The sequence below is a fragment of the Sorangium sp. So ce185 genome (assembly GCF_051526825.1).
GTDB classification, from domain to species: domain Bacteria; phylum Myxococcota_A; class Polyangia; order Polyangiales; family Polyangiaceae; genus Sorangium; species Sorangium cellulosum_D.
On the sequence record NZ_CP150316.1, the window covers coordinates 4,305,543 to 4,330,906 of the forward strand.

The following is a 25,364-nucleotide window of genomic DNA, read 5'->3' on the forward strand; positions in this document are numbered from 1 at the left end:
CGCACCATTCACCCTATTCACCCTATTGCCACCCTGCGCGCGCTGGTTGACATAGAAAACCCTACTCGATCCGCATCTCTCCTGGAAAAATGACGATTGCTGGGCCCGCTTGCGGTATGAACGGACTCATGGAGATCAAAGATCTGTCGGACTCCCTGCGCGCCGACCCTCGCTTCACCACCCGTCGTAAATGGCTGATTCTGAGCGAGCTCGTCTACCTCCCTACGCGTGAGAAGGTGGAGGAGGGCTTCCGCTATTTCACCTGCCCAGTCGAGGCCCTCACCGCCGCCCTGGCGAGGCGGGACTTCGCCGCCATCGCGAAGCTCCCCTTCGCCCTCGACGCGGAGGGCGACCCGGACACCTCCGCCGTGCGCCTGGATCTCGCCTACACCGCGTCCGGTGCCCTCGCCGCCTTCCAGCCCGTGGAGTTTCGCGAGCACGTGCCCACGCCCCTGTCGGCGTCCGTGATCCTCGAGGGTGCGGAGGCCCAGGCCCTCCGCGAGACGCTGCGCGAAATCGACCAGTCCTCCTAGAGCGGTTTTCACCCATCTCCAGTACATGCCGCTCTTGCCGGCGCGCATCAGCACGCCGGGAGCCGGACGCAGAAGCAGCTCCCCGGGCGCCCATCGCCGTTGTCCCGCGCCTCGATCGTGCCGCCGTGCGCCTCGACGGCCAGCTTGCAGAACGTCAGTCCCAGCCCGCGGCCGGAGCGCGCCGCGACGTTCGGATCGTCGAGCCGGACGTACCTGTCGAAGATGTGGTCGCGCAGGTGGGCAGGGATGCCGGGGCCCTCGTCGCACACGAGCACCTCCACCCAGCGCGCGTCGACCGGCCGCGCCGCGACGTGCACGGCGCCGCGCGCGGGCGTGTGGCGGAGGGCGTTGTCGAGCAGGTTCTGCAGCACCCGGCGCAGGAGATCCGCGTCGCCCCGGGCGCGGCAGCAGCGCGGCGCGCCGGGGCGGAGCGCGATGCGCTGGTCGCGGGAGGCCGCGAACGGCTCGAGGATCTCGGCCACCTCCTCCAGCAACGCCGTGAGGTCGAGCTCATCCAGCCGAGGTACGAGCGCCCCCAGCTGCCGGCTCGAGGTGTCGAGCAGGTTCATCGCCGTGCGTTGGATGAGCTCGGCCGAGCAGAGCACCCGGCTCCATCGGCGCCGTTCCCGCTCCTCCAGCGCCGGATCCCGCAGCCGAGCCCTGGCGGTCAGCAGGATGCCGGCGGCGGGGCTCCTGAGGTCGTGCGCGAGGAGCTCGTTCAGCGCGTCTCCCTGCCGCTGGCTCTCCGCGAGCGCCTCGTGCCGCTCCGCGAGATCGCGGGCCAGCGCGTCGAGCTCGTCGATCCGCGCCTCGGCCTTCTCCATGCGCTCGCGGAGGGCGATGTTGTCCATCGCCAGCGCGGCGCCGTCGGCGAGCGCCTGGAGCAGCGTCACCTCGTGCGCCGTGGCCACGCGCGTCGAGCCCCAGTAGCACCCGATCGCCCCGAGGGGAGCGCGCGCGTGGATCGGCACCATCGCCATGCTCCGCACGAACGTCGGCCTGTAGACGCCGAGGGGGATCCGGGGATCGAGCGCGATATCGTCGACGATCGCCGGCCTCCGATTCAGCATCACCCACCCGCTGACGCAGCTCGACATCGGGAATCGCCTGCCCTGCCAGAGCTCGGAGATCGCGTCTTCGCTGGCATAGTGGCAAAGCTCACCGTCGCGGAGGACGAACGACGCGCCGTCGGCGCCGGTGAGCTCCCGGGCGGCGCGGGCCGCGACGTTCAGGAGGGTCGGGAGATCGGGCGCGCGCCACAGCTCCCCCACGGCGCAGAGCAGGCGCTCCGCGCCGTGACTCTCCCGGACGGTCGGATCGTGACCGTTCGAGCGGGCTGGATCTCCCGGCCCCTTGGGGTTCATCGCGGCATGCTCTAACGCCTGGTCCCCCGCCCGACAAGGCGGACCCCGGCGCCGCGCGCGGCGCGGCCTGCGAGCTCATGCACCTCGGCCGACGCCGCTCTGCTCGCCCGCGCCGGACGCGCCGAACGCGCCGAACGCGCCGAACGCGCCGAACGCGCCGAACGCGCCGAACATGCGCAACGCGTAACGACAGCGGAGCGGGCCCATGCATCCATGGATATTCCTCAATCGCCGTGCTATCATGTGAAGCGATCTGCTTGATTCGACAGTTCACCGGGTGTTCGCTCCGTCACGCTGGTTCCGCGCTCGATGACTTGATCCTGGGGTCTCGGGTCCACGCGCGACGGTGAAAGGAGAACTATGCCTAGGTCCTTTGCATTCGTGCTTGCTGGGTCGATCGCTCTTGGGGTCTCGCCGCCGGCGCACGCGAAGCCGTCGGTCCTCGTCGAGGGGGCGCGGCTCCACGGCGCCAACGGGATGAACGTGGGGCCGGATGGCCGGCTGTACGTCGCGAGCCTGCTCGGCGACGAGATCGCCGTCGTGAACCGCAAGAGCGGGAGCGTCGTGGACCGGCTCGACGGGTCGGACGGCGTCGAGGGCCCGGACGACCTCGCGTTCGGCCCGGATGGCTCGCTCTACTGGACGTCGCTCCTCACCGGGAACGTCGTGCGGCGCTCGCCGTCGGGGGACATCACCGCGCAGAACGTCGCGCTCGGGGTCAACCCCATCACCTTCTCCGATACGGGGCGGCTCTTCGTGGCCCTCGACTTCCTCGGCGACGGCCTCTACGAGCTCGATCCCGATCTGTCGGCGCCGCCGCGCTTCATCGCGGGCAACCTCGGCTTCCTGAACGGCATGGACTGGGGCCCCGACGGCAGGCTGTACGGGCCGATCTGGACGCAGGGCAGGGTGGTCAGCATCGATGTGGACTCCTGCACCGGCGCGGTCGACCCGGAGGCGGAGTGCGATATCCGGACGGTCGCCGACGGCTTCTTCATCCCCGCGGCGGTCAAGTTCGACGGGCTCGGCCGGCTCCACGCGGTCGATCAGAACGGCGAGGTGGTGCGGATCGACGTCGCGACCGGCGACACGGAGGTCCTCGCGGTGCTCCCGCCCGGCCTCGACAACCTCGCCATCGACGCGCAGAACAAGCTCTATGTCTCGAGCGCCACCGACGGCTTCGTCGTCCGGATCGAGCCGGACGGCGGGGTGCGCTCGCTGCTCCCGGGTGGCCTCATCCTGCCCGGCGGCGTGGCCGTGCTGAGCGAGGGAGGGGCCGAGACGGTCTATGTCGGCGATATGGCCGCGCTCCGGTCGTTCGATGGCGACACGGGCGAGCCGCTCGGCGTGGAGCGGCCGTTCCTGGGCTTCTCCGAGCTGCACGGGCCCGTCACGGTGTCGGCGGACGGCCCGGAGCTGATCCTCAGCTCGTGGTTCTCCAGCGTGGTTCAGATCTACGACACCGCGACGGGCTCGGTGCTCGAGACTTACAGCGACTTCGCCACGCCGCTCAACGCGGTCCGTTTCCAGGGCGATCTCGTGGTGGCCGAGCTCGGCGCGGGGCAGGGCGCGGGGCGCGTCGTCCGCGAGACCGGCGGCGGGCGCGTGACCCTCGCGCCGATGTCCGTGCCCTCGGGCCTCGCCGTCGACGGCGGCGACCTCTGGGCCGCCGACTGGGCCACGGGCGAGGTCCTCCAGCTGGTGTCCGGCGGCGCGACGCTCTCTCCGCCGCTCGAGGTGGCCGCCGGCCTGTGGCAGCCCGAGGGGATGGCGGTGGATCTGGACGGCACCCTGCTCGTCGTGGAGAGCGGGAGGCGAAAGCTCCTGCGCATCGACCCGTCGACCGGAGAGATCACGGTTCTGGCGAAGCACCTCGAGGTGGGGCTCCCGGCGATCACCGGGACGCCGCCGACCTTCGGGATGAGCAGCGTCGCCGTGGGCCCGTCGGGCGCGATCTACGTGTCCGGCGACAAGGCCAACGTCCTTTATCGGTTCTGAGCGATCGGCCCGGCCGGCGAATCGGCCTCTTGCGCCGCGCCCCCCTGCCGGCCCGGACCGAGCGCGAGCCCCCGCTCCCGGACGAGCCGCTCCGAGAGCTCCCACGCGCGCCGCGCCAGCGCGGGGTCGTACGAGAGCGGGGTGGGGGAATAGCGCTTCGGATCGAAGAGGACCGCGCCGCGCGCGGGAGTCGCGTCGGCCGCGGTGAGCAGCCGGACGACGTTCTCCGCGGACCGCTCCGGCCGCGCCCCGGCGAGGCCGTAAAGCGCCCGCACCCAAAAGGGGCCCCTCATCGTGCTCTCGGTCTTGGTCATCCCGACACAGGCGATGCTCGCCGTCACCGGGAGCCCCTGCCAGCGCTTCGCCGCCTCTTGCACGTGGAGATATCCCAGCACCTGAGACGACATGAGCGCCGGGAGCAGCGACCACCGCCTCCGCTCGAACTGCAGATCCTCGAAATCGGGCACGAGGCCCGGGGGCGCCTTGCCGCCGATGTGTACGATCCGCCCGTCGCCCGAGGCCGCGAGCTCCCCGACGAGCGCGCGGTTCAGCGCGTACCGGGCGAGGTACTGGAGGCCGAACGCGAGCTCGAAGCCGTCCGCCGTGGTGGCTCGCCGGAAGCTGACGGTCATCGCGCTGTGCACGAGCCCGTGGATCGCCCGGCGAGAGGCCCTGATCTCCTCGACCGCTTTCGCCACGCCCGCGACCGAGGACACGTCGGCCGAGACCCAGGCTACCTCCCGCGCGCCCGCCTCCCGGACGGCGCGCGCGGCCTCCTCGCCCCGCGCGCTGTCGCGCCCCACGAGGACCACGGAGGCGCCGCGGCTCGCGATCGCCTTGGCCGCGGCGAGCCCGATACCGCCCGATCCGCCCACGAACACGAAGCTCGCGCCCTTCACGCTCCGCTCTCTCATCGCTCTTCTCCTCTCCTCGACGCCTCGAGGACGGGTGTCTCCTCACGACACGCGTTGACCCGTACCATGGCGACTGTGGACGTTCAGTGATAATGAATCGGAAATGGTTGATGAATCGTCCACAGAGCGCGCCGTCGACCCGCTGAGCGGCGTCCTGGAGGCGGTCCGCCTCCGCGGCAGCGTCTTCGGCGCCGGCGAGCTCGGGGCTCCGTGGGGCGTGAAGACGCCCGGCCTCCCGGAGCTCGTCTGCTACGTGGTCGTCCGGGGCGCGGCGCACCTCGCGATGATCGACGCGCCGCGGGACGAGATCGCGCTCTCGAGCGGCGATGTGGTCCTCGTGGCGGCGGGGCGCGCGCACGCCCTGCGGGACAGCCCGAGCAGCGCCGCGGTCGCGTTCGAGGAGCTCCGTCGCGCGGCCGGCCCGCGCCGCGGCCCGCTCCGGTGGGGCGGCCCCGGGCCGCGCACGACGCTGGTCTGCGGGGCGCTCGCGCTCGACGAGGCCGGCCGCGCCCTCCTGGGGTCGGCGCTGTCCGGCCTCCTGCACCTCCCCGCCGAGGCCGCGGGCCCCGGCCTCGGCGGCGTCCTCGGCGCGCTGGCGAGCGAGGTCGCCGCGCCGCAGCCCGGCTCGGACGCCGCGCTCACGCGGCTCGCCGAGCTCGTCTTCATCCACGCGCTGCGCGCCTCGATCGCGCGGGGCGCGGCCGAGGTCGGGTGGCTGAAGGGGCTCGGGCAGCCGTCGATCGCGCGCGCGCTCGCCGCGATCCACGCGGAGCCCGGCGCCCCGTGGACGGTCGCCGCGCTCGCCGGGCGCGCGGGGATGTCGCGCTCGGCGTTCGCCGCCGAGTTCCGCCGGCTCGTCGGCGAGCCGCCGCTCGCCTACGTGAGCGCGTGGCGGATGCGCCACGCCGCGCGGCTGCTCGAGGATGGACGCCTGAGCCTCGAGGACATCGCGGCGAAGGTGGGTTACGGGTCCGACGAGGCGTTCAACCGGGCTTTCAAGGGCTGGGCTGGCGTCCCGCCCGGCGCGTACCGCCGCCGCCCGGCCGGATGACGAGCGCGCGCAGCCGAGGCGCGCTCTCGGACGGTCGCCGCCCGCAGCGGCTCGCCCGCGGCGCCCGGCGGCGGGGGCCCGCCGCCTCGCGGCCACCGCGGATGGCGCCGCTCAGCCGCCCTTCGAGAGCCAGCGCACGATCAGCGACTCGAGCGCCTTCGCGGCGGCGGCCTCGTCGGCGCGGCCGCGGAACATCTCGGCCGCGAGCGCCTCGGCGGCGCCGATGATCGCCACGCAGCGGAGGTGCAGCTCGCGCTTCGAGAGCTGGACGCACGGCGCGAGCGCGTCCCGGTAGATCGTCACGTACCTGTCGAGCAGCTCCCGCTCCACGGCGTCCATCTGCTCGTCGCCCTTCAGCGCCGCGAGGATCGCGAACCACTGGGGCCCGACCGTCGCGCAGCAGTGCATGTACGCGGCGCTGACGACGCGCGCGACGTCCTCCAGGCGCTTTTGCGTCCGCGTCAGCGCCTCGAGCAGCGCCGCGACCTGGCGATCGTCGATCTGCCGCGCGAGCGCGATGAGGAGCCCGGACCGCGTCTCGAAGTGCTCGTACGCGATCGGCTTGCTGACGCCGGCGCGCTCGGCGAGGTGGCCGAGCGTCAGCGCCTCGGTGCCCTCCTCGCGCGCGATCTGCTCGGCCGTCTCGAGCAGCTGCTCGCGGCGCTCCGCCTTCGGCAGGCGCTTGCCGGGGGCCTCGCCCCTCGGCCGGGTCGGGGTCCGCGCTGCGTTCGTCTTCGCCATGCGCCTTGACACTACCACGGGTAGGTTCATATTACCAAAGGTAACTTACTGATGGTAGGTTGCTTCGAGCACGCCCGGCCGCTCGCGCGACCCGGCGGGAGGAGTCCATTCCCATGAGCACACGTACGATGTCTCCAGTTCTCTTGATCGGCGGCTCGGGTCACGTCGGCGCGCGCGCGGCGAGGGCGCTCCGGCGCCTGCATCCGGATCTCCGGATCGCGATCGGCGGGCGCGACGGGCGCAAGGCGGCGGCGGTCGCCGCGGAGGTCGGCGGCCCGACGGCGGCGGTGACGGTCGACGTCCAGAGGAGCGACCTCGGCCTCGAGCCGGGCGCGTCGTTCAGCGCCATCGTCACGCTGGTCAAGGACGAGTCGTCGAACGCGCTGAAGCGCGCGCAGGCGGACGGCGTGCCCTATATCGCCTTCTCGGACTTCGTCTCGGAGATCGGCCCCCTGGTCGCCCATTACGTGGCGCGTCCGACGCGCGCTCCCATCCTCATGCTGGGCCACACCCTCGGCGGCACGGCGACGCTGGCGGCGCTGCACCTCGCCCAGGAGCTTCGGAGCGTCGACGCGATCGCGATCGCGGCCGTGGTCGGCCCGGACGATCACGGCGGCCCCGCGTCGAGCGCCGATTTCGAGCGGCTCCGGCAGGTCGGGGAGGCCGCGCTCGTCCTCGATGACGGGAAATGGACCTGGCTGCGCGGGGAGGCGGCCACCAGGCGCGTCGTGGACGCCGAGGGCGCGGCGCACGTCGGCCAGGCCTTGCCGCTGTCCGACGTGGTCAGCCTCGCGGCGGCGACCGACGCGCGATCGATCCGGACCGACGTGGCCGCGCGCGACAGGGCGGCCGGCGGCGCGGGCCCCCGGACGGAGCTCATCGTCGAGGTGTCGGGGCGGCGCCGCGACGGGTCGGGGGCGCGGCTGCGTTACGACATCATCGACACGGACAACCTCTCTCGCCTCAGCGCGTACGGCGCCGCGATCGCGACGGAGCGCCTGCTCGGGCTCGCGGGCGGCCCGCCGGTCGGCCCGGGCCTCTACAACCCGGAGAGCGTGCTCGACCCGGCGAGCGCCATCGCGCGGCTCGAGGAGCTCGGCGCGCGCATCCGCCGCACGCTGGCCTGAGCGCCGCGCGCTGGCCTGAGCGCCGGGCCGCCGGACGCGCGCCGGCGGGACGGGGCCCCGGCGTCCGCGGGGCGGGATCCGGCGTGGCGCGGCGATCGGACCGCGATCCAGCGCGTCATGGCAGCGCGACGGGCACGGCCTCGACCCGCGTGCTGACGACCCTCCGGCGCTGCGCGCCGAGGTTCGCGAGATCGGTGAGAAACGAGAGCACGAATCTCTTCTCGTCAGGCGCAGGCGCGAGGTGAGGCGAGCGGAAGCGATCATCCAGCGAGTCTTCGCGGATGATCGGCTTGCCGCCGTCGTGCTTCGCCATCGGCATCGGTATCCCGTGCCCGGTCCCGTCGGGCACGACGACCCGGCTGTTCACGTGGACGATGACCCTGCTGCCGGCCGCGAAATCGCCGTTCATCGGCAGCGCGCGCCCGGAAAAGCGCCTCAGCACGGCCTGGGCGATGCGCCGCCAGTCGTCGCCGCTCCCCGCGTTCGCCCGGAGGAAGCGCGCCGAGATCAGCTGGCCTTTCGCGTTCAGGGTGAGCTCGAACGAGCTCTCGGAGACCTCCGGTGCCGGGGACGAGGACACCTCGTCCGCGACGGCCGAGGCGAGCGTGCCCGCCGCGGGAAACACCAGCATGGGGCCTCTCCCGCCCTCCTCGGCGTCGTTCTTCGCGGAGCGCGGCGGGACGGGGCGCGTGGGAGCGGGAGAGCCGGCCGGAGGCGCCGCCGGCAAGACACCCGGCAAGGCCCAGACCGGCGATCCATCGAGGCCGGGCGGGGCCGCGGCGGGGGGAGGCGCGCCGTATTCGTCCGGGGGCGCCGCCTCGTGGGTCTCCGGTCCGGAGCTCGGCGCCTGCGCGGAAGGCGCCTCGGGCGGCGCCGGCGCCCGCCCTCTCGATGCGGCGCGCGCGGAGCCGGGGTCGGCGCTGCTCGTCCGGGAGAGGCCCCGCGGCGGTTCCATCGGCGGGTCGTCCGGCGCCCTGGGCTCGTCAGTCGACACGTCGAGATCCAGCAGGACGAGCGGCTCGACCTCCGCGCCCGCGTCGGCGGGCTCGTCGACGACCCGCGGCGCGAGCGCAACCGCGGCCACGACGCCTCCCGCGTGGAGGAGGAATGCGACGAGCAGAAAGAGGGAGTCCCGACCGCGCGCCGGTCGATCGCCGCAGCATGTGGGCGCGATTCCCATGCTTTCCGCCGAATCCTTACCCTGCCGGCCCCACCCCAGCAAGCGCCGGCGACGGCGACGCGAGAACGCTCGATGCCTGGTCGCGGCTCAGGCGGCTCAGACGGCTCAGGCCCACCGCCGGCAAGGTCGGCCACGCCGATCGGCTCGCGCTTCAGGCCCTTGACATTTCCGATTCGTCTTGCCTTTCCTGATCCCTCGCGCTAGAGGAGCCGGCCGACCTCGAGGCGTGGACTGCGTCCGGCGCGCGCGATGCCGCCTGGGGGGGCCCACGCGGACATGTTCGACGATCGATCGTCTCGGATCCGCGAGGTGGAGAGCCGCGTCGGTTTCTGATCGTGGCCTTCGGGGAGACTGCGGCGGTCGGGCGTTTCGGGCTCGGAGAAGGAGGCAATCGTGATGGATCGCCAGTTCATCCAGGTGCGCGGCGCGCGTGAGAACAACCTCAGGGACGTCTCGCTGGACATCCCCAAGCAGAAGATCACGGTGTTCACCGGCGTATCCGGCTCCGGGAAGTCCTCCCTGGTCTTCGACACCATCGCCGCCGAGGCGCAGCGCCAGCTCAACGAGACCTTCACCGCCTTCGTGCAAGGCTTTTTGCCGCACTACGGCCAGCCCGACGTCGATCGCATCGAGCACCTGAACGCGCCGATCATCATCGATCAGAAGCGCGTCGGCGGCGGCTCGCGCTCGACGGCCGGCACGTACACCGACATCGCCGCGCTGCTGCGGCTGCTCTTCTCGCGGGTCGGGCAGCCGGCCGCGGGGCCGGCCTTCGGCTTCTCGTTCAACAACCCGCAGGGGATGTGCCCGGAGTGCGAGGGTATCGGCAAGACCGTCCAGCTCGATCTGGACAGGTTCCTCGACCGCAGCAAGTCACTGAACGGCGGGGCCATCCTCCATCCGGACTTCAAGGTCGGCAAATGGATGTGGAAGATGTACCCGCTCTCCGGGCTCTTCGACAGCGACAAGCCCATCAAGGACTACTCGGAGGAGGAGCTCCGCGCGCTCCTGTACGGCGCTGACGTGAAGGTCTCGTTCGGCGAGTTCGGCTCGAAGTACGAGGGCCTCGTCGAGCGCTTCACCCGCATGTACCTCAAGAAGGACGCCGCGGCGATGTCCGACCGCAACCGGGCGGTCTTCGAGCAGTTCACCACCTCGCAGACGTGCCCGGCGTGCCGCGGGGCGAGGCTCAACCAGGCGGCCCTGAATTGCAGAATCCACGGCCTGAACATCGCCGAGGCCTCCGATCTGGAGGCGACGGAGCTGATCGAGTTCCTGCAAGGCCTCACCGATCCGGTCGCCGTGCGGCTGGCCGCGCGGCTCATCGAGCGCCTGCAGCACCTCGTGGACATCGGCCTCGGCTACCTGAGCCTCGGCCGGGAGACCGCCACCCTGTCCGGCGGCGAGTCGCAGCGCGTGAAGATGATCCGGCACCTCGGAAACAGCCTGACCGAGATGCTGTACATCCTCGACGAGCCCAGCGTGGGGCTGCACGCGCGCGACGTCGCCCGGCTGAACCGGCTGCTCCAGAAGCTGCGCGACAAGGGCAATACCGTGCTCGTCGTCGAGCACGATCCGGACGTGGTGGCGATCGCGGATCATGTGGTGGACATGGGCCCGAAGGCGGGGGTGCACGGCGGTCAGGTGGTCTTCCAGGGGAGCTATGAGGCCCTCAAGGACGCCGACACGTTGACCGGAAGGTCCCTGAAGCAGCACCTCCCGATCAAGCGGAAGGTCCGGCAGCCCACCGGGCAGATGCTCATCAAGAACGCCGCGTTGCACAACCTGAAGAACGTCACGGTGGGCATCCCCACGGGCGTGCTGACGGTCGTGACGGGGGTCGCCGGCTCCGGGAAGAGCACGCTCATCAACGATGTCTTCCTGGAGCAGCACCCGGAGGCGATCGTGATCGACCAGTCCCGGGTGACGGCCAACAGCCGCTCGGCGCCGTGCACGTATACCGGCATCATGGACGACATCCGGCAGGCGTTCGCCAAGGCCAACAAGGTCAGCGCCTCGCTCTTCAGCTTCAACTCGGAGGGCAGCTGTCCCAACTGCAACGGTCTGGGCGTGGTCTACACCGATCTGGCGTTCATGGAGGGCATCGTCTCCACCTGCGAGATCTGCGAGGGCAAGCGGTTCAAGGCCGAGGTGCTCGCGTACCGCCTGCGCGGCAAGACGATCAGCGACGTGCTGAACATGACCGTGGAAGAGGCGCTGGCGTTCTTCGGCGAGAAGAAGATCCGGGCCGTTGTGCAGGCCATGAACGACGTGGGGCTCGGGTACCTGAAGCTGGGCCAGCCGCTCAGCACGATGTCGGGCGGGGAGGGGCAGCGGTTGAAGCTCGCCACCGAGATCCACAAGCAGGGCAGCGTCTACGTGATGGACGAGCCCACCACCGGGCTGCACCTCTCCGACATCGGCCTGCTCATGGGCATCATCGACCGGCTGGTGGACGCCAGGAACACGGTGGTCCTGATCGAGCATCACCTCGACGTGATCCGGCAGGCCGACTGGATCATCGACCTCGGCCCGGAGGGCGGCAGCGCCGGCGGCGAGGTGCTGTTCGCGGGGCCGCCCTACGAATTGAAGGGCTGCGAGCGGAGCATCACGGCGAAGTTCATCTGAGCGCGGCGGGCCGTCCCTCCACATCCCTGTCCGGACTCCCGGCGGGTGGAGCTACTGGCTCCGCCGGCCGTAGGTACCGGCGAGCATCGAGAACGCCTCCTTGGGCGCCCAGGTGCCGTCCTTGAGGACCTTCACGATGCCGGTGCTGGCCAGGTCGAGGTCCTTGCGCGGCTCGCCCGGGTCGTGCGGCAGGATGTATCCGGCGAAGGCGTGCACGAACGCGGCGTCGACGCCCTCCGCGTCGAGGACCTCGAGCACCTCGCGCAGGTAACTGGCTTGCTCGGCCTCGTCGCGCGCGTACGCGCCGTTCAGCCCGAGCGGCGTCGCGGTCGCCTCGTCCCACACGATGATATCGCTGCCGCGCGGGCCGGCGTCGGCCGCGCCCGCGTAGGTCGCGCAGCCGAACTCGGTGATCGCGACCGGCTTGCCCAGCGCCTTGCCCTGGGCGACGAAGGCGCGGATGAGCTCGGGGAAGCGGTCGGCGATCTGCGCGTACCGGTACGCGGCGTCGGTGCTGACGATGTCGAACGGCGTCCAGTCGACGCCCTCGAACGAGAGCGAAGCGTAGGTGACCTTGCCGCCGAACCGCGCGCGGACCACCGCGACGGCCCGGGCGAGGAGCGCGTTCAACCGCGCCGGGATCGCGGCGAGCAGCTCGCGGAGCTCCGGCCCCCGCCCGGTGAACACCTTGCTCCGGTCGAGGAACGTCTCGCCGGGCACGAAGCCCTCGTTCATCAGGCTGAGCTCCGAGCCGGTGACGATCACCACCTCGGCCCCCGCGCGGCGGAGCCGCTCCCCGTGCTCGGCGCATTCGGCGAGCAACGCGAGCAGCTCGTCGCCGGTCAGATCGGTGGTGAACGGGCAGATCCACGTCTCCAGGCCCGCCGCGGCGGCGTGGGTGGCGGCGATCTTCAGCCGGCCCAGATCGCCGCCGGTGATGCGGACCGCGGTGCAATGCAGGTCGCCGCGGATGACCTGCATGTCCCGCCGCACGCGGTCCGGGTCGAACGGCTCGTGGGTGCTGTTGCCCTTGTTGAGAAAGCCGGTGTCGTAGCAAATGCCGTAGGCTCGCATGATCGATGGCCCTCACGCCGGTTAAGGTACTGATCGTACCTTAAATCGTCCCGGCGTGCGCGCAACGTAATTTGAATTACATGTCCGAGAGCGGGTGACGGCGTGGCGGCGGAACGACGGCGTGGAGCGGTGCTTGAGCTGGCGATCCTGCGCGCCGCGGCCGAGGAGCTCGCCGAGGTCGGCTTCCCGGGGCTGACCATGGATGGGGTCGCGAGGCGCGCGGGGACGAACAAGAACGCGATCTACCGCCGGTGGCCGAGCCGGGCCGCGCTCGCCGTGGCCGCGTACCGGCAGCTCGCGGCCGACAGCGCGGCGCTGCCGGACACCGGCTCGCTGCGCGCCGACGCGCTCGAGCTGCTGCGGGGGGCGAACCGGCACTGGTCGTCGCCGCTCGGCGATGTGCTCCGCGGCCTGCTGGCAGGGGTCGGCGGCGAGCCCGAGCTGCTGAGGGAGCTCCAGGAGGCGTCGAACGACGGCGGCAGCGCGCTGTGGCTGAGCGTCCTCGGCCGCGCGGTCGCGCGCGGCGAGGCGCCGCCCGAGGCGCTGCACCCCCGGGTCGCGACGGCGGCCGTCGTCCTCCTGCGCAACGAGTTCATCACCCGGGGCGCGCCGAGCGTGCCCGACAGCGTGCTCGTCGAGATCGTCGACGAGGTCTATCTCCCGCTGATCCGCGGCCGAGGCGCCCGGGGACCGACCTCGGCGCGCTAAACGAGCATCGAATAGCGCTGCTCCGCCGCGAGGCACGGCGCCGGCTCGAGGCCGAGCTCGCGGCGGACGATGTTCGCGCCGCGCACCAGCGACACCATCTTGTGAAACGCGTGCATCCGGCTCATGCCCTGTCGGCCGAAGCCGCAATCGCTGCTGAGGATCAGCCGCTCCGGCTCGATGAACCGGAGCGCCTTGCGGACGAGCGCCGCGACCTGCTCGGGGGTCTCCACCTCCAGGCTGCGGTGGTGCACGACGCCGATGCAGACCTTCTTGTCCTTGCCGATGGCCTCGCCGATCGCCGGGAGCGCCGCGCCGCCGTCGCTCGCGGCCTCGAACGTGATGACGTCGACGTCGAGCCGGTCGAGCAGCCCGAGCGCGCCCTCGTAGCCGCTCGTCGCGACCTCCACCCGCTGCGCCGCCGGGTTGCCCCAGCAGGTGTGCACCCAGACCTCGGTCTTGTCGCGCAGCCCCGCGACCTCGCGGTTGAAGGCGTCGACGTAGAGCGCCGCGGTCAGCTCCGCCCCCTTGTCCTGGCCGGCGACGTAATGGAGCATCGGCTCCTCGAGCTGGATGACGGGGCACCCCGCGTCGGCGACCTCGTGCAGCTCCTGATTGAGGCTGTCGGCGATGGCGAAGAGGAGCTCGCGGCGGCTCGCGTAATGCTGGTTGAGGAGGACGGCCTCGAGGAGCTGGCCGCAGCAGCTGCCGAGCTTCATGGGCCTGCTCGTCATGCGCTGCGCCGCCTTCCAGACGCGCGCGTACTCCAGCCCTCCGCGGCCGACGGGGCCGCGCACGAAGAAGGGGAGGCGGGCCTCCATCACCTCGTGGAGGATATCGCCCGCTTCCCGCTCCCTCGGCGACGTCCATGGCTGGGGCCGGAGGCCGGGATCGGCCATGCCCTCCATGCGCTCGGCCAGATAGCCGAACCAGGAGCGGCCCCCGACATCCATGTCGAAGCGGGCGTCGCCGTCGGTCAGGATGTCGAGGCCGGCCCTGACCTGGTCGGTGATGTGGACGGCGAGCGTGTCGGTGTACTGCTCCCTGAACACGAGATCGGCCATGGCCGTCGAGAACCTGCGGCCCGCGAGGCCGGAGACATACCAGGACGGCCGCGGCAGAGAGCCGGTGATGGTCGTTGCGAGAGGCTTGTGCTTCGTCGCCTTGATCAAGAAAACCTCCTGCGCATACCCGTGCAGCGCGCCGCCGATGCTAGCGGAGGAAGCCAGTGCGAAGCGAGCCCCCCGGTCGCACCAGCGCGCGCCGCGCCCGCGTGAAGCGGCGCTGCGCAGCGAGCGGGTACGCGCAGCAGGCGCGCGAGCGCTCCGCCGGAGGAGCCCGGGGGCCGCGCACTGTTCGGCAGGACTGGATACCTTCTCGCCTCGCCGCCTCGCCGCCTCGCCGCCTCGCCGGCGAGCGGCTGTCCGTGCGCTGCGCAGCTGTACGATCCTTGCGCAAGATCTCGTGATTGGCCCGAGGCGACGAAGGGCCTTTGCGGCCTTCTCCCCGGCGTCCTCCCGCGGCGGGCGGTATGGCCGCCCGCTTGCAATGTCCCCGCGTCGAAGCGCCCGGCGCACGCGCCAGGGTCGCGACTCCAACGTGACAGGCAACACTTCGAGGACAAAGGCTCATGAATCGATCGATGAGAATCCGCGCGCCGCACGCGGCGCACCGCCTCGCTCCGTCCGGCATCCTGCTGCTCGCCGTCGGGCTGTCTCCCGCGTGCGCAGCGCCGTCCGGCCCCGACGACGCCGGCGCAGACGCGCTTCAGGCCGGGCTCGCCGCGGCGGCCGGGCCGTGCGGGGATCGCTCGAGCGGCAAGATCATCACCGTCGCTCCCTCGGGCGGCGATCATCGTACGATCCAGGCTGGCCTCGACGCGGCGGCCGCGGGCGACACCGTGCTCGTCAAGGCGGGCACCTACAGGGAGAACGTCTCCTTCGGGAGGGGCGGCACGGCCGCCGCCGGCTGCATCACCCTGCAGGGCGAGACAGGCGCGATCCTCGACGGGACAGGCAGGGACGGCGCCGGGATCGAGATCGCCAGCAAGAGCTACATCCGGGTCGCCGGCATGACGGTGCAGAACTTCAAGGGCGCCGACACGCCGATCGGCATCAGCGCGAGCGGGAGCTCGAGCTTCCTCGAGATCCGCGACAACGTCGTGCACCACATCGAGAGCTCCGAGGACGCCCACGGCATCGCCGTCTATGGCACGTCCGCGACGCCGATGACGGACATCCTCATCGACGGCAACGAGATCCGGGATTGCAAGCTCGGCTCGAGCGAGTCGCTGGTCCTCAACGGCAACGTCACGAACTTCGTGGTCTCGCGCAACGAGGTCCACGACAACGACAACATCGGCATCGACTTCATCGGCTTCGAGGGCGTCGGCCCCTCGGGCTCGGATCAGGCGAGGAACGGCGTGTGCGTGGACAACGTCGTCTACAACATCACCTCGGCCCAGAACCCCGCCTACGACGGCGAGCGGTCCGCCGACGGCATCTACGTCGACGGCGGCAGGGACATCGTCATCGAGCGGAACAAGGTCGATAACAGCGACATCGGGATCGAGGTCGCCAGCGAGCACCGGGGCAGGACCACGAGCAACATCACCGTGCGGAACAACTTCGTGTCGCGGAGCTACCAGGGCAACATCATGGTCGGCGGCTACTCCACGAGCGTGGGCAGCGCGGCGAACATCTCGGTGCTCAACAACACGCTATATCAGGCGACTGGCGGCGAGATCATCCTCCAGAACAACTCGGACGGCGTGCTCATCCAGAACAACATCCTCTACGCCAAGGCGAGGAACGCCTACGTGAGCAGCGGCCGCAACAACAGGAACGTGCGCGTCGACAACAACATCTTCTTCGGCGCGAGCAAGACCTCGGCCGGCGCCTTCAACGACGCGCGCGCGCGGTTCGTCGACCCGCTCCTGGCCGGGCCGCCGTCGGACCTCCATCTGACGAGCGGCTCGCCGGCCGTCGACGCGGGCGTCGATCCGGGCGCGCAGGGCGGAGCGTCCGACATCGACGGCGAGGCGCGGACGCGCGGGGCGCGCATCGACATCGGCGCCGACGAGCGATGAGGCGGGAGCCCGACGGCGCCGGGGGTTGAGGGGATCGAGGATGCGGCGCGCGAGCGCCGCGGGCAGCCAGGTTCACTCGTCCAGGAGATCCAGGCGCGAGCCTGGCACCATCCTGTAGTCACCGATCGCGAACCCCTGCAGATCGCTCGTGAACTCGAACGGACCGAGCACGTGAACCACCTCGCCGCTGGCGCCACCGGCGCCGCCGTCGCCGCCTGTGCCGCTCGTGCCGCCTGCGCCGCCGTCGCCGCCTGCGCCGCCGTCGCCGCCTGCGCCGCCGTCGCCGTTTGCGCCGCCGTCGCCGCCTGCGCCGCCGTCGCCGCCTGCGCCGCCTGCGCCGCCTGTGCCGCTCGTACCGCCTGCGCCGCCGTCGCCGCCTGCGCCGCCGTCGCCGCCTGTGCCGCCGTCGCCGCCTGCGCCGCCGTCGCCGCCCGTGCCGCCGGGCCTCGTGATCCTGATGAAGTCGACATAGACCACGCTCGGGTTGGCCCAGGGCCCCGAGATACCTGCGTCGACCCTCAGGCCGATGCGCCTCACCTGGGTCTTGTCGAACGTCATGGTCTCATCCGCAGCGGCGGCGGCATCGACGTCGATGGTGAGCTCTGTCCACTCCTGCAGGCTGCTGAGGTCCGTCCAGGCCCAGGGGAGGCCTATCCAGGCCTGTGCACCTCCATTCTGTACGAACGTCTGCACGCCACCGCCGGTGCCGGCGTACGTCTTCACGCGGAACGTGACGGTGGCGCCGGTCAGGTCGATCAGATCCGGCAAGTCGAACTGGAACAGCGTCCCTGTGTCGGCCTCGGTGAGCGGCACGGCCAGCCGGGCGCAGCCCGAGCAGCGCTCGTCCGGACCGGGACCGATGTCCGCTTCTTCAGCGCCGCCCGCGCCACCGTCGCCGCCCGTGCCGCCGTCGCCGCCCGCGCCGCCCGTGCCGCCGTCGCCGCCCGCGCCGCCCGTGCCGCCGTTGCCGCCCGCGCCGCCGTCGCCGCCCGCGCCGTCGCCGCCGTCGCCGCCCGCGCCGCCGTCGCCGCCCGCGCTCCCGGTACCGCTCGTCGACGAGCTGCTCGAGCTGCTCGTCGTGGTGCCTCCACCGGTCCCGTCGTCGTCACCGCCGCAACCCGTCGTGACGAACGAGCCAGCCAGCAAGCCGCACATTGCCAGAGCAAAAACTGATCTCATAGCATCCTCTCTACGCTCTATTCTGTTGTCCCACGGGATGGCGCGCGGTTCGGGCCGGCGTTCGCCGTGCCTGCTCCCCTCTGTCCCAGCTCTCTGAAAGCCAGCCGCGCCGGACCCGGGCACTCTCTACGTTCACCGGGAGCGCGCCCGCTGGATCATCGCTCCCGGCACCGGCTCCGTCAGTTCGCGACGGCCCCGCTCCGCCCCGCTTTTCGCGCACGACGCCGCGCGACGATCGCGCCCAACGCGGTCAGGGCGGCGAGCACGCTCGCCGGGGAGATGGGCCCCGTCTTGACCCGGCACCCACACCCGCCCTCGTCCTCGCCGGCGCTGTCTGGCGGGGCGGCGCCAGCGCCGCCCGTGCCGCTGCCGGTCGTCGCCGCGCTGCTGACGCTCCCACCCTCACCCGAGCCGCCGCTGCCCGTCGCTCCCCCTTCACCCGTGTCCGGACCGCCCCCGCCGCCTGTCGGATCCGTGGCGTCGAGCGTAGCGAATTTCCACCAGTTGAAATTGAACAGGGGACCGTTCCCACCGGTGAACTTCAGATACAAATCGTGTATCCCTTTCGCACCGTCGACCGGACACGACTTGGTAACCCAGGTCTGGGCGCCGCCGGTACCCTCAACCACACAGGTCCCCACCAGCGTGCCGGTCGGGCTGTCGAGGCGCAGCTCGATGCTGCCGCCGCTGGTCGCCGAGGCGACCCTTGCGTCGAACGATCCCGCGCCGGCACCGAAATCGACGTCCTTCACCTTGATGTAGTCCCCGTCGTCAATCGAGGTGACGTTCATCCCGCCCTCGCTGCATGCCTCGGTCTCGACGCCGGATTCCCAGGCGATGGTCTCAGCCTCCGTCATGACGTACGGATTGAGGGTGTCGACGCCAGGCGGTCCCGCCTCGGTCATCGTGATCGTCGGGATGGTACCATCCTCGTTGTACGTGAATCGCTCGACGGCCACCGAACGGTGATACCCTCCTCCGCCCGGCAAAGCGCCGTTGTGGTAGAAGAAGTACGAGTTGTCCTTGAAGTCGATGATGGCCGGATGATTGGTGAAGCTGTCGCCTTCCGTGGGCATGATGACCCCCCGGTACGTCCACGGGCCGGTGGGGCTGCTGCTCGTGGAGTAGGCGATGTACTCGGGGATGCCGCCCGCCGGATACGCCAGGTAGTACATTCCATTGCGCTTGTAGAGCCACGGACCTTCCTCGTACAGGGTCGGTCGTTCGGCGCTCCCGGTGCGCTCTCCGAAGCTCTCCGCCGTCATGGGCACGCGGACGACCTCTCCCTGATAGGAGATCATGTCCTCGTTCAACTTCACGTAGCACAGGTTGGGATTTCCCCAGTAGAGATAGGCCTGGCCGTCGTCGTCGATGAACACCGTCGGATCGATGTCGCCGCAATTGGCGTTGATCAGCGGCTTCCCCAGGGCGTCTTCGAACGGGCCGACAGGGCTGTCCGACACGGCGACGCCGATGACCATCCTGTTGTGCGTCCGGCTGGTCGTAGGGACGTAGAAATAGAACTTCCCGTTCCTGTGGGCGACCTGGCCCGCCCAGGCGTCTGCCTTCGACCAGCTGAAATCCTTGTATTTCAGCGGCGAACCGCGATCCGTCCAGTTCACCATATCCGTGGACGAATACACCCTCCATTCGTTCATTCCGAAGAACGTCGAAGCGCTGTCTTCGTCATGTCCGGTATAGAGGTACAGAGTCCCGTCGTGGACCAGAGGGGCCGGATCCGCGGTGTAGATCGTCTGTACGATGGGGTTGTCCGCCATGGATTCAGACGGAAACACGGTCGCGCTACAAAGCAGCAACGCCGCGATGAGGTGCTTGTGCTGGAGGGATGTCGTAACCGTGGCCATTCCTGGACCTCGCTGCTCTCCTGAAGGATCGTCAAGTGACGCCAGATGTCGTAGAACGCTCAGGCGATGGCTCTCCGGCGCCGCTCGATGGGCGCTTCGCCGCGATGGCAGCCCGGCCCATCAAGAGCTCATCAGCATCGCGTCCGAGACGATCGGGCGAATGGAATCAGTGCCGAGGCCGAGATCGAGATCGATCGGATGACGAAGGTCTCGGTGCGCATGACCGATCCAGGCTAAGCAAACGATAGCCGTTCACGAGTCGGAGCGCGCTCCTGAGCTATCTCGGGCACTTACGAGCCCATCGATCATGGGCAGCATAAGCGAGCTCGGCCTTGCAAGTGTTCGAAATCGTTGCCTTTATGGATCCGATCCGTGAACGTTTACAGCAAAAGGGTACCACTCGGGCCCATTGTGAACGCTCACATTGTCGGTGTCAATTCCGATCGACCACGCCTGGCGACGACAGGAGCTCGTCCACGCTCACCGAGGCTCGTCGCGCTTCCGGAACCACGTGGAGAGGTAGCGCTCCCCGAGGTCGATGAAGGCTTCGCGCATCATCGCCTCGTAGACGATGGCCTCGAGGGTCCCGCGGGGCGGGGAGCCCACCTGCTGTTGGATGAGCCCGGCAGGGATCTGCCGCGCGATCTTGTGGCTCGTGAGCAGCGGCTCCGCGTCTCCGGGCAAGATGAACTCCGTTTTGAAGAGGAACTTGAGCCCCATCACGATGATCTGCGGCTTCTTGCTGCCATAGGCCATACCGGACGACTCGACGCGATAGCTCACCACGAGGGAGGGGGAGGTCACGGAGAGCTGCTCCTCGGCGGAGCCCTCGAACGACGGGCCCGGCTCGAAGGTGACGAGCTCGAGGTCGAAGCCCCGCGCGAGCCCCTCCGCCAGCGCCGTCGCGGTCCGCTTCTCCTGGGGATCGAGGCGGGTCGCATCCACGTAGCGCGTCGGCAGGGACGTGACGCCGCTGAACATCGGGCTCTTCATCACGAGCTCGTCGGCGCGCTCGAGGTCCTGCGATGGAAGCCGCCGGAAGCGGACCTGGACGGCCGGGCCGCGCAGGCCCTGCGGCGTGCTCTTGGGCCCGACGCGCTCCGCGTAGGCGAGGAGCCGCCGCACGAAATCCGCGTTCTGCTCGCTCCCTTCGGGCATCTCGCGCTTGTACCGATCGAGCGCGCGCACATAGAGCGCGTGCCTGGCGTCGTTGAACGCCTTGTCCAGGCCGTGCTTCGGGTAGCGCTCCGCGAACGCCAGCAGCGCCGCGAGCGTGCCCACCTCCCGCGCCCGCTCGAGCGCCGCGGCGAGCGCGGCGCGGCGGGCCGCGGCCACCTCGGCCTGGATGCCCGTCTTGGGGTAGGCGCGGATGAAGTCGTCGATGGCCTCCACCGAGCCTTTCGCCACCGCGAGGCGCAGCTCGGCCCGCGGCAGCAGCACCTGCGAGACGACCTCCCCGTGGCCGCGGCCGCGCGTGATGTAGCGCTGGTACGCGGCCACGTCGTCGCGCGCCCGCGCCGCGGCGTACATCCGCGCGTCGCTCATCCGGTTGCGGAGGAAGAAGAGCCCCAAGCCGAGGGCCACGCCGACCGCGGCCGCGAGGAGCCATGCATAGCTTTGCCACCCCGGAACCACGCGCGAGAGCGGGATCGGCGACGCGAACGGGCTCTCGATGGCAGGCGGCTGGAATGGATCGAGCCGGCGCAGCTCCGCGGGGTCGGGGTTCGCTCTCATGCGGCTCCACGCCGCTTCGATCTCCCGGATCACGTCGTCCGAGCGCGACGGGTCCTCCAGGGGAAATGCGTGCCGCGTGCCGCCGAACGTGAGGACCACGGCGCCCCGAGGGCCCGCCGAGACGCGCGAGAGCTCCGCGAGCGAGAAGACCCGGAGCCTGTGGTCGCGCGCGTCGATCAGGTTCGCGGGGAAGACGAACAGGCCGGGCGCGAACGGCAGCGAGACGAGCTCGGCGTTGTAGGCGAGCGCCTGGACCACGCCGACGGCGGTGGTCGCGGCGAGCAGCACGTACGCGGCGGCCGCCGCCGTCGGGTGGAGCGCGACGGGGCTGTCGACGTCGCCGAAGCCGGCCGCGCAGAGCGCCGCCAGCAGGAGGCCCGCCGCGACGCTGACCGCGAGCCAAGCCACGATGGTGCGCCGAGTCGCGAGCCGGCTGACGATCGGCGCCGGCGCGAACCGGCCGCGGAACGCCTCGATGACGCCGTCCTGAATGGCACGCGGAAGCTTGTAAAAATCGATCTCGTTCATCGCGCTGCTCCCACCCGGCGCCGGAGCTCGGCGCCCTTCCGCACCTCGACCTGCCGATCGACCCTAGTGCATTTCGCCCCGAGCTCCGAGACCGGAGATGGCATATCCTTGCAGCAGGAGCGTGCAACGATGCGTCGACTTCTGCTCCTCTGGCACTTGTGCAGTCTGCTCGACGCCGGCGCCGCGGTGAGCCGCGCCGGCGGCGAGCCCCCGGGGGACGGATCGAGCGCGCCGGGGCTGGCGGCGCCGGCGGCGCGAGCGCGTGCAGCGCGCCATGTCTCGACTTTTCCGGGGAGTCGTGGCCAGCTGCGAGCGACGAGGTGTCACCATGGGAACGAGGGAATCCAAGATCGGAAACTCGCCGTCGTTGGGGCCAACGGCCTCGATGGCGCGCAACCTGGCCCGGATGGTCGGTCTGACGTTGCTCTCGACGCTGGGCTGCTCGAGCGGCATGGATGACGGATCGTCGGCCGGCGCTGGTGGGAGCGAGGGCCAGGGCGGGAGCGGGGGCGAGGGCGGGAGCGGCGGCCAGGGGGGCAGCGCCGGGGAGAAGACCGTGCTCCGGGTTCCCCTGTACCCCTATATCCCCGACGCGGCGGGAGACAAGCTCGCGGCGATGGCGCTCCGCATCGAGGCCGAGTTCGAGGAAGCGCACGCCGGGATCGATCTCGTGGTGAATCCGCCCTGCTTCGCGGCGGATGTCTACGATCCCGCGGCGCTGGCCGTGAGCCTCGCCGGGGAGGACGCCGGCTGTCCGGTCGACGTCATCGAGACGGACATGATCCTGCTCGGCGAGCTCGTGGACACGGGCGCCATCCGTCCCTGGTTGGAGCTTCCGCCCGCGGACTGGCACCCGGCGGGCGTCGAGGCGTCGACCTACGACGGCGAGATCTACGGCGTCCCGCACTGGCTCTGTGGCCATTTCACCTTCTCCAGGGACCCGTCCGTGGAGAGCGCTGATACTGCGGCCGAGCTGGCGTCGGCGCTCGTCGACCTCCAGACGGATGCGCCGGACATGGCCGGCAACTTGCTCGGAAGCTGGAACCTACCGTCGCTGTACCTGGACGCGTGGGCGGACACGAACGGGCCTGAGGGGGTCGCATCGGCGATCTCCACCACGATGTACGACGCGGCGACCCTCGATGCGCTCGGCACCTTCGCGAGGACGTGCGAGAGCGAGGGGAGCAATCCGTGCCTCGACGGCACCTACGATCGGGAAGAGAACGTCGATCTCCCGGCGCAGCGGTTCGCGGCAGGGGAGGTCGACGCGACCTTCGGTTATTCCGAGCGGCTCCACACCATCTTGAAGAGCCTCCCTTCTGGCGGCGATCCGGCCGAGATCAAGCTCTCCTCGGCGCCCCTCGGGGACGGCAACCACCCGTTGCTCTTCACCGACAGCTTCGTCGTGAGCGCGCGGTGCACGGACGCCTGCGCCGATGCTGCCGCCGCGTTCGTCGCCTACATGAGCTCGGCCAGCACCTTCGCGTGGATCCTCGCGAGCGAGGACGCGCCGCGGGAGACCCGCGTTCCACGCTACCTCATGGCAGGGACGTTCGATGCGTACTCGGCGCCCACGATCAGCGCGGATCCCTTCTACCAGGCCGTCAACGCGCTGACGGAGGAAGGAATGAGCTTCCCGAACGGCGGGCTCGTCGACGTCAGGAGCGAGATGCGAGATCACCTCCTCGCGACCTTGACGTCCGCTCCCTGATCCCGGCCGTCCTCCGCGGTCGGCGGGCGCGCCAGGGAGTCGCACAGCGGTAGCCGGCGGCGCACGCCGCTGCGGCGGCTTCACCAGCCGTACGGTCACTTGACGCCGGGGGCGCCAGGGGATGATGCTCCGTCGCCATGGCGGGCTCGAAGCGGGCGGACGCATTCCTGGCGATGGCGCTGATGGGGCTGGCGGCTGCGGCGGCCGTCGGGTGTACCGCGCTGGCGGGGCTGGACGACGCCTACCATCTGGTGGGCGGGAGCGGAGGCGGCGGGGCGAGCGGCGGCGCGGGCGGCAGCGGGACGGGCGGCGAGGCCGGCGGCAGCATGGGCGGGAACGGGACCGGAGGCGAGGCCGGCGGCGAGGTCGGCGGCTGGAGCGGAGCGGGCGGCGAGGTCGGCGGCTGGGGCGGAGGCGGCGGCAGCACCGGGTGCGCGACCTGCTCGCCGCCCCCGTACGACACCGCGGATCCGGCGGAGATGTGCGAGTGGTCGGCCGGGATCTACGCGGTGCTCATGGACTGCCTGTGCGCCGAATGCGGCACGGTGGAGGGCTCGCCCTGCTATGGCGGGTGCGGCGCCGGCGCGGCGCGGAGCGCCGAGTGCGACGGCTGCCTCGCCTCGTTGGCCGCCGAGGTGGAGGGCGCGTGCGCGTCCGAGGTCGCCGAGTGCGAGCTCGACTGGGACGAGTGATCTCGGCAATCGGGCCCGCGCGGCGCGTACGCCGCCGGCGATAGCCGATCTCGGCAAGGCTGGGGACGCGCTCGGCCTCGTCGGCCGCTCTGCGCGGAATGCATCTTGAACCGCCCTGAACCATGAGCGACGAGGCTGCGCATCCTGGTGACGCAGCGGGGGCCGCGGCGCTCCCGCTGACCGAGGCGACGAGCGGAGCGGGCGTGGGCGCGCGCTCGGTCCACGCATGGCTCGAGGAGCTCCTGTCCCGCGCGGTGCGCCGCTACAACCGGCGGCCTCGCCCCGCGAGCATCGCGGCGTCGACCGGCGTGACCGAGCGGACGCAGGCGCGCGCGGTCATCCGGCGCGCCTGCGTCCGCTCGGCGCTCGCGGGCGGCGCGACCGGGGCGCTCTCGACCGGCGCCGCCGCCGCCACGGCCGAGACGAACGGGCTCGGCGGGCTGGTCGCGATCCCCGCCGCCGCGCTCGCGCTCGGCGGCGAGACGGTGCTCCGGCTGCTCCTGCACGTGCAGATGCTCTGCGAGCTCGCGGATCTCTTCGGGCTCCGGTTCGATCCGGACGAGCCGGCCGACGTGTGGGCGCTGCTCGCCCTCACGTTCGGCGTCGCGGAGCACCCCCAGGACACGGACGATCCCGCGGGCGTGCTCGTGCGCTCGGCGCGCGAGCGCGGCTCGGACGTGGCCAAGCAGCTCGCGGCGCGGCTCGCCGGCGAGAGCGTGGCGCGCAACCTGGTGCCCGTGCTCTCGGTCGCCTCGTCGTCGATCGCGAGCTGGTTCGTGACCCGGCGCCTCGGGGACACCGGGCGCCGATACCTGCGTTACCGGCGCGCGCTCGACGGGGCGCTCTGCGACGAGGCGCTGCGCCCGCACCTCGATCGGCTGTTCGACGGGCTCTGGTTCATCTTCACCGCCGACGGCCGCCTCAAGCCGGAGGAGACCGCGCTGCTCGCGGCCGTGCTGCGGCAGCTGCCGGCCTCGGCGCGCGCTGGCCTGAACGAGCGGCTCGCCGACGACATCGCCTGGATCGAGCGCCTCCGCGGCGTGCCGGAGGGCGCGCGGGCCCCGCTGCTGTGCGCGCTCGAGATCGCGGCGGCGGTGGACAAGGTGGCTTCGCTGCGGGAGCGGAAGCTCCTCGGACACGCCGCGGCGGCCCTGGGCCTCAGGGTCGACGAGGGCGGGCTCGACCGGATGGTGCGAGAGTTCGAGGAGGTCGGAACCCTCTGCGCGGCCGCGTAGCGCGGCCGCGCGGCCCT

19 protein-coding genes are annotated in these 25,364 nt (G+C 71.1%); 10 read left to right on the forward strand and 9 right to left on the reverse strand.

Translation table 11 applies throughout. From position 1 onward, the window contains the following. Positions 1-128 precede the first annotated feature (128 nt). Positions 129-533 carry a hypothetical protein gene (locus WMF26_RS15940; RefSeq protein ID WP_437946988.1) on the forward strand — a complete coding sequence of 135 codons (405 nt, stop codon included), beginning with the start codon at positions 129-131 and terminating at the stop codon, positions 531-533. A gap of 47 nt (positions 534-580) precedes the next feature. Here WMF26_RS15940 and WMF26_RS15945 read toward each other — a convergent pair whose 3' ends face one another. Beyond that, positions 581-1,897 (reverse strand): ATP-binding protein, encoded by a 1,317-nt coding sequence (locus WMF26_RS15945; protein WP_438001016.1) that lies wholly within the window; start codon positions 1,895-1,897, stop codon positions 581-583. Positions 1,898-2,257: 360 nt separating this feature from the next. Here WMF26_RS15945 and WMF26_RS15950 point away from each other — a divergent pair, with 360 nt between their 5' ends. Further along, positions 2,258-3,895, forward strand: a complete 1,638-nt coding sequence (locus WMF26_RS15950) for a hypothetical protein (protein ID WP_438001017.1) — start codon at positions 2,258-2,260, stop codon at positions 3,893-3,895. Here WMF26_RS15950 and WMF26_RS15955 read toward each other — a convergent pair. Continuing rightward, positions 3,883-4,809, reverse strand: a complete 927-nt coding sequence (locus WMF26_RS15955) for an SDR family NAD(P)-dependent oxidoreductase (protein WP_438001018.1) — start codon at positions 4,807-4,809, stop codon at positions 3,883-3,885. The genes WMF26_RS15950 and WMF26_RS15955 overlap by 13 nt on opposite strands. Positions 4,810-4,912: 103 nt before the next feature. Here WMF26_RS15955 and WMF26_RS15960 point away from each other — a divergent pair, with 103 nt between their 5' ends. Next, positions 4,913-5,860, forward strand: a complete 948-nt coding sequence (locus WMF26_RS15960) for an AraC family transcriptional regulator (protein WP_438001019.1) — start codon at positions 4,913-4,915, stop codon at positions 5,858-5,860. A 111-nt stretch (positions 5,861-5,971) separates the two neighbouring features. Here WMF26_RS15960 and WMF26_RS15965 read toward each other — a convergent pair whose 3' ends face one another. Beyond that, positions 5,972-6,601 (reverse strand): TetR/AcrR family transcriptional regulator, encoded by a 630-nt coding sequence (locus WMF26_RS15965; protein ID WP_438002414.1) that lies wholly within the window; start codon positions 6,599-6,601, stop codon positions 5,972-5,974. A 113-nt stretch (positions 6,602-6,714) separates the two neighbouring features. On the opposite strand from WMF26_RS15965, the gene WMF26_RS15970 reads away from it, so the two are divergent. Beyond that, a complete protein-coding gene (locus WMF26_RS15970) occupies positions 6,715-7,728 on the forward strand; it encodes a hypothetical protein (RefSeq protein ID WP_438001020.1) in 1,014 nt (337 codons plus the stop codon). A 115-nt stretch (positions 7,729-7,843) separates the two neighbouring features. Here WMF26_RS15970 and WMF26_RS15975 read toward each other — a convergent pair whose 3' ends face one another. Continuing rightward, positions 7,844-8,908 carry a hypothetical protein gene (locus tag WMF26_RS15975; RefSeq protein WP_438001021.1) on the reverse strand — a complete coding sequence of 355 codons (1,065 nt, stop codon included), beginning with the start codon at positions 8,906-8,908 and terminating at the stop codon, positions 7,844-7,846. A gap of 396 nt (positions 8,909-9,304) precedes the next feature. On the opposite strand from WMF26_RS15975, the gene WMF26_RS15980 reads away from it, so the two are divergent. Then, positions 9,305-11,536, forward strand: coding sequence for an ATP-binding cassette domain-containing protein (locus WMF26_RS15980; RefSeq protein ID WP_438002415.1), 2,232 nt, complete (start codon positions 9,305-9,307; stop codon positions 11,534-11,536). A gap of 51 nt (positions 11,537-11,587) precedes the next feature. Here the strand turns inward: WMF26_RS15980 and WMF26_RS15985 are convergent, their stop codons facing one another. Continuing rightward, positions 11,588-12,610: a hypothetical protein gene (locus WMF26_RS15985; protein WP_438001022.1), complete on the reverse strand. Its 1,023-nt coding sequence runs from the start codon at positions 12,608-12,610 to the stop codon at positions 11,588-11,590. A gap of 129 nt (positions 12,611-12,739) precedes the next feature. Here WMF26_RS15985 and WMF26_RS15990 point away from each other — a divergent pair, with 129 nt between their 5' ends. Next, entirely contained in the window at positions 12,740-13,318 is a 579-nt protein-coding gene (locus WMF26_RS15990) for a TetR/AcrR family transcriptional regulator (RefSeq protein ID WP_438001023.1), read from the forward strand. Here WMF26_RS15990 and WMF26_RS15995 read toward each other — a convergent pair. Next, positions 13,315-14,487 (reverse strand): hypothetical protein, encoded by a 1,173-nt coding sequence (locus tag WMF26_RS15995; protein ID WP_438001024.1) that lies wholly within the window; start codon positions 14,485-14,487, stop codon positions 13,315-13,317. The genes WMF26_RS15990 and WMF26_RS15995 overlap by 4 nt on opposite strands. A 470-nt stretch (positions 14,488-14,957) precedes the next feature. Between WMF26_RS15995 and WMF26_RS16000 the strand changes: the two genes are divergently transcribed. Continuing rightward, a complete protein-coding gene (locus tag WMF26_RS16000; protein WP_438001025.1) occupies positions 14,958-16,403 on the forward strand; it encodes a right-handed parallel beta-helix repeat-containing protein in 1,446 nt (481 codons plus the stop codon). Between the two features lie 72 nt (positions 16,404-16,475). Here the strand turns inward: WMF26_RS16000 and WMF26_RS16005 are convergent, their stop codons facing one another. From WMF26_RS16005 to WMF26_RS16015, 3 genes are all read right to left on the reverse strand, one after another. Beyond that, complete coding sequence (locus tag WMF26_RS16005; protein ID WP_438001026.1) at positions 16,476-17,558, reverse strand: hypothetical protein; 1,083 nt, start codon at positions 17,556-17,558, stop codon at positions 16,476-16,478. Positions 17,559-17,761: 203 nt separating this feature from the next. Next, positions 17,762-19,447, reverse strand: a complete 1,686-nt coding sequence (locus tag WMF26_RS16010) for a glycoside hydrolase family 43 protein (RefSeq protein ID WP_438001027.1) — start codon at positions 19,445-19,447, stop codon at positions 17,762-17,764. A 480-nt stretch (positions 19,448-19,927) separates the two neighbouring features. Then, entirely contained in the window at positions 19,928-21,709 is a 1,782-nt protein-coding gene (locus WMF26_RS16015; RefSeq protein WP_438001028.1) for a hypothetical protein, read from the reverse strand. A 328-nt stretch (positions 21,710-22,037) separates the two neighbouring features. Between WMF26_RS16015 and WMF26_RS16020 the strand changes: the two genes are divergently transcribed. The 3 genes from WMF26_RS16020 to WMF26_RS16030 all read left to right on the forward strand — a co-directional run bounded on the left by WMF26_RS16020 (position 22,038) and on the right by WMF26_RS16030 (position 25,347). Continuing rightward, positions 22,038-23,420: an extracellular solute-binding protein gene (locus tag WMF26_RS16020; protein WP_438001029.1), complete on the forward strand. Its 1,383-nt coding sequence runs from the start codon at positions 22,038-22,040 to the stop codon at positions 23,418-23,420. 137 nt (positions 23,421-23,557) lie between these two features. Then, entirely contained in the window at positions 23,558-24,112 is a 555-nt protein-coding gene (locus WMF26_RS16025) for a hypothetical protein (RefSeq protein WP_438001030.1), read from the forward strand. A gap of 122 nt (positions 24,113-24,234) precedes the next feature. Further along, on the forward strand, positions 24,235-25,347 hold the full coding sequence (locus WMF26_RS16030) for a hypothetical protein (protein WP_438001031.1): 1,113 nt from the start codon (positions 24,235-24,237) through the stop codon (positions 25,345-25,347). The last annotated feature ends 17 nt before the right edge of the window (positions 25,348-25,364 follow it).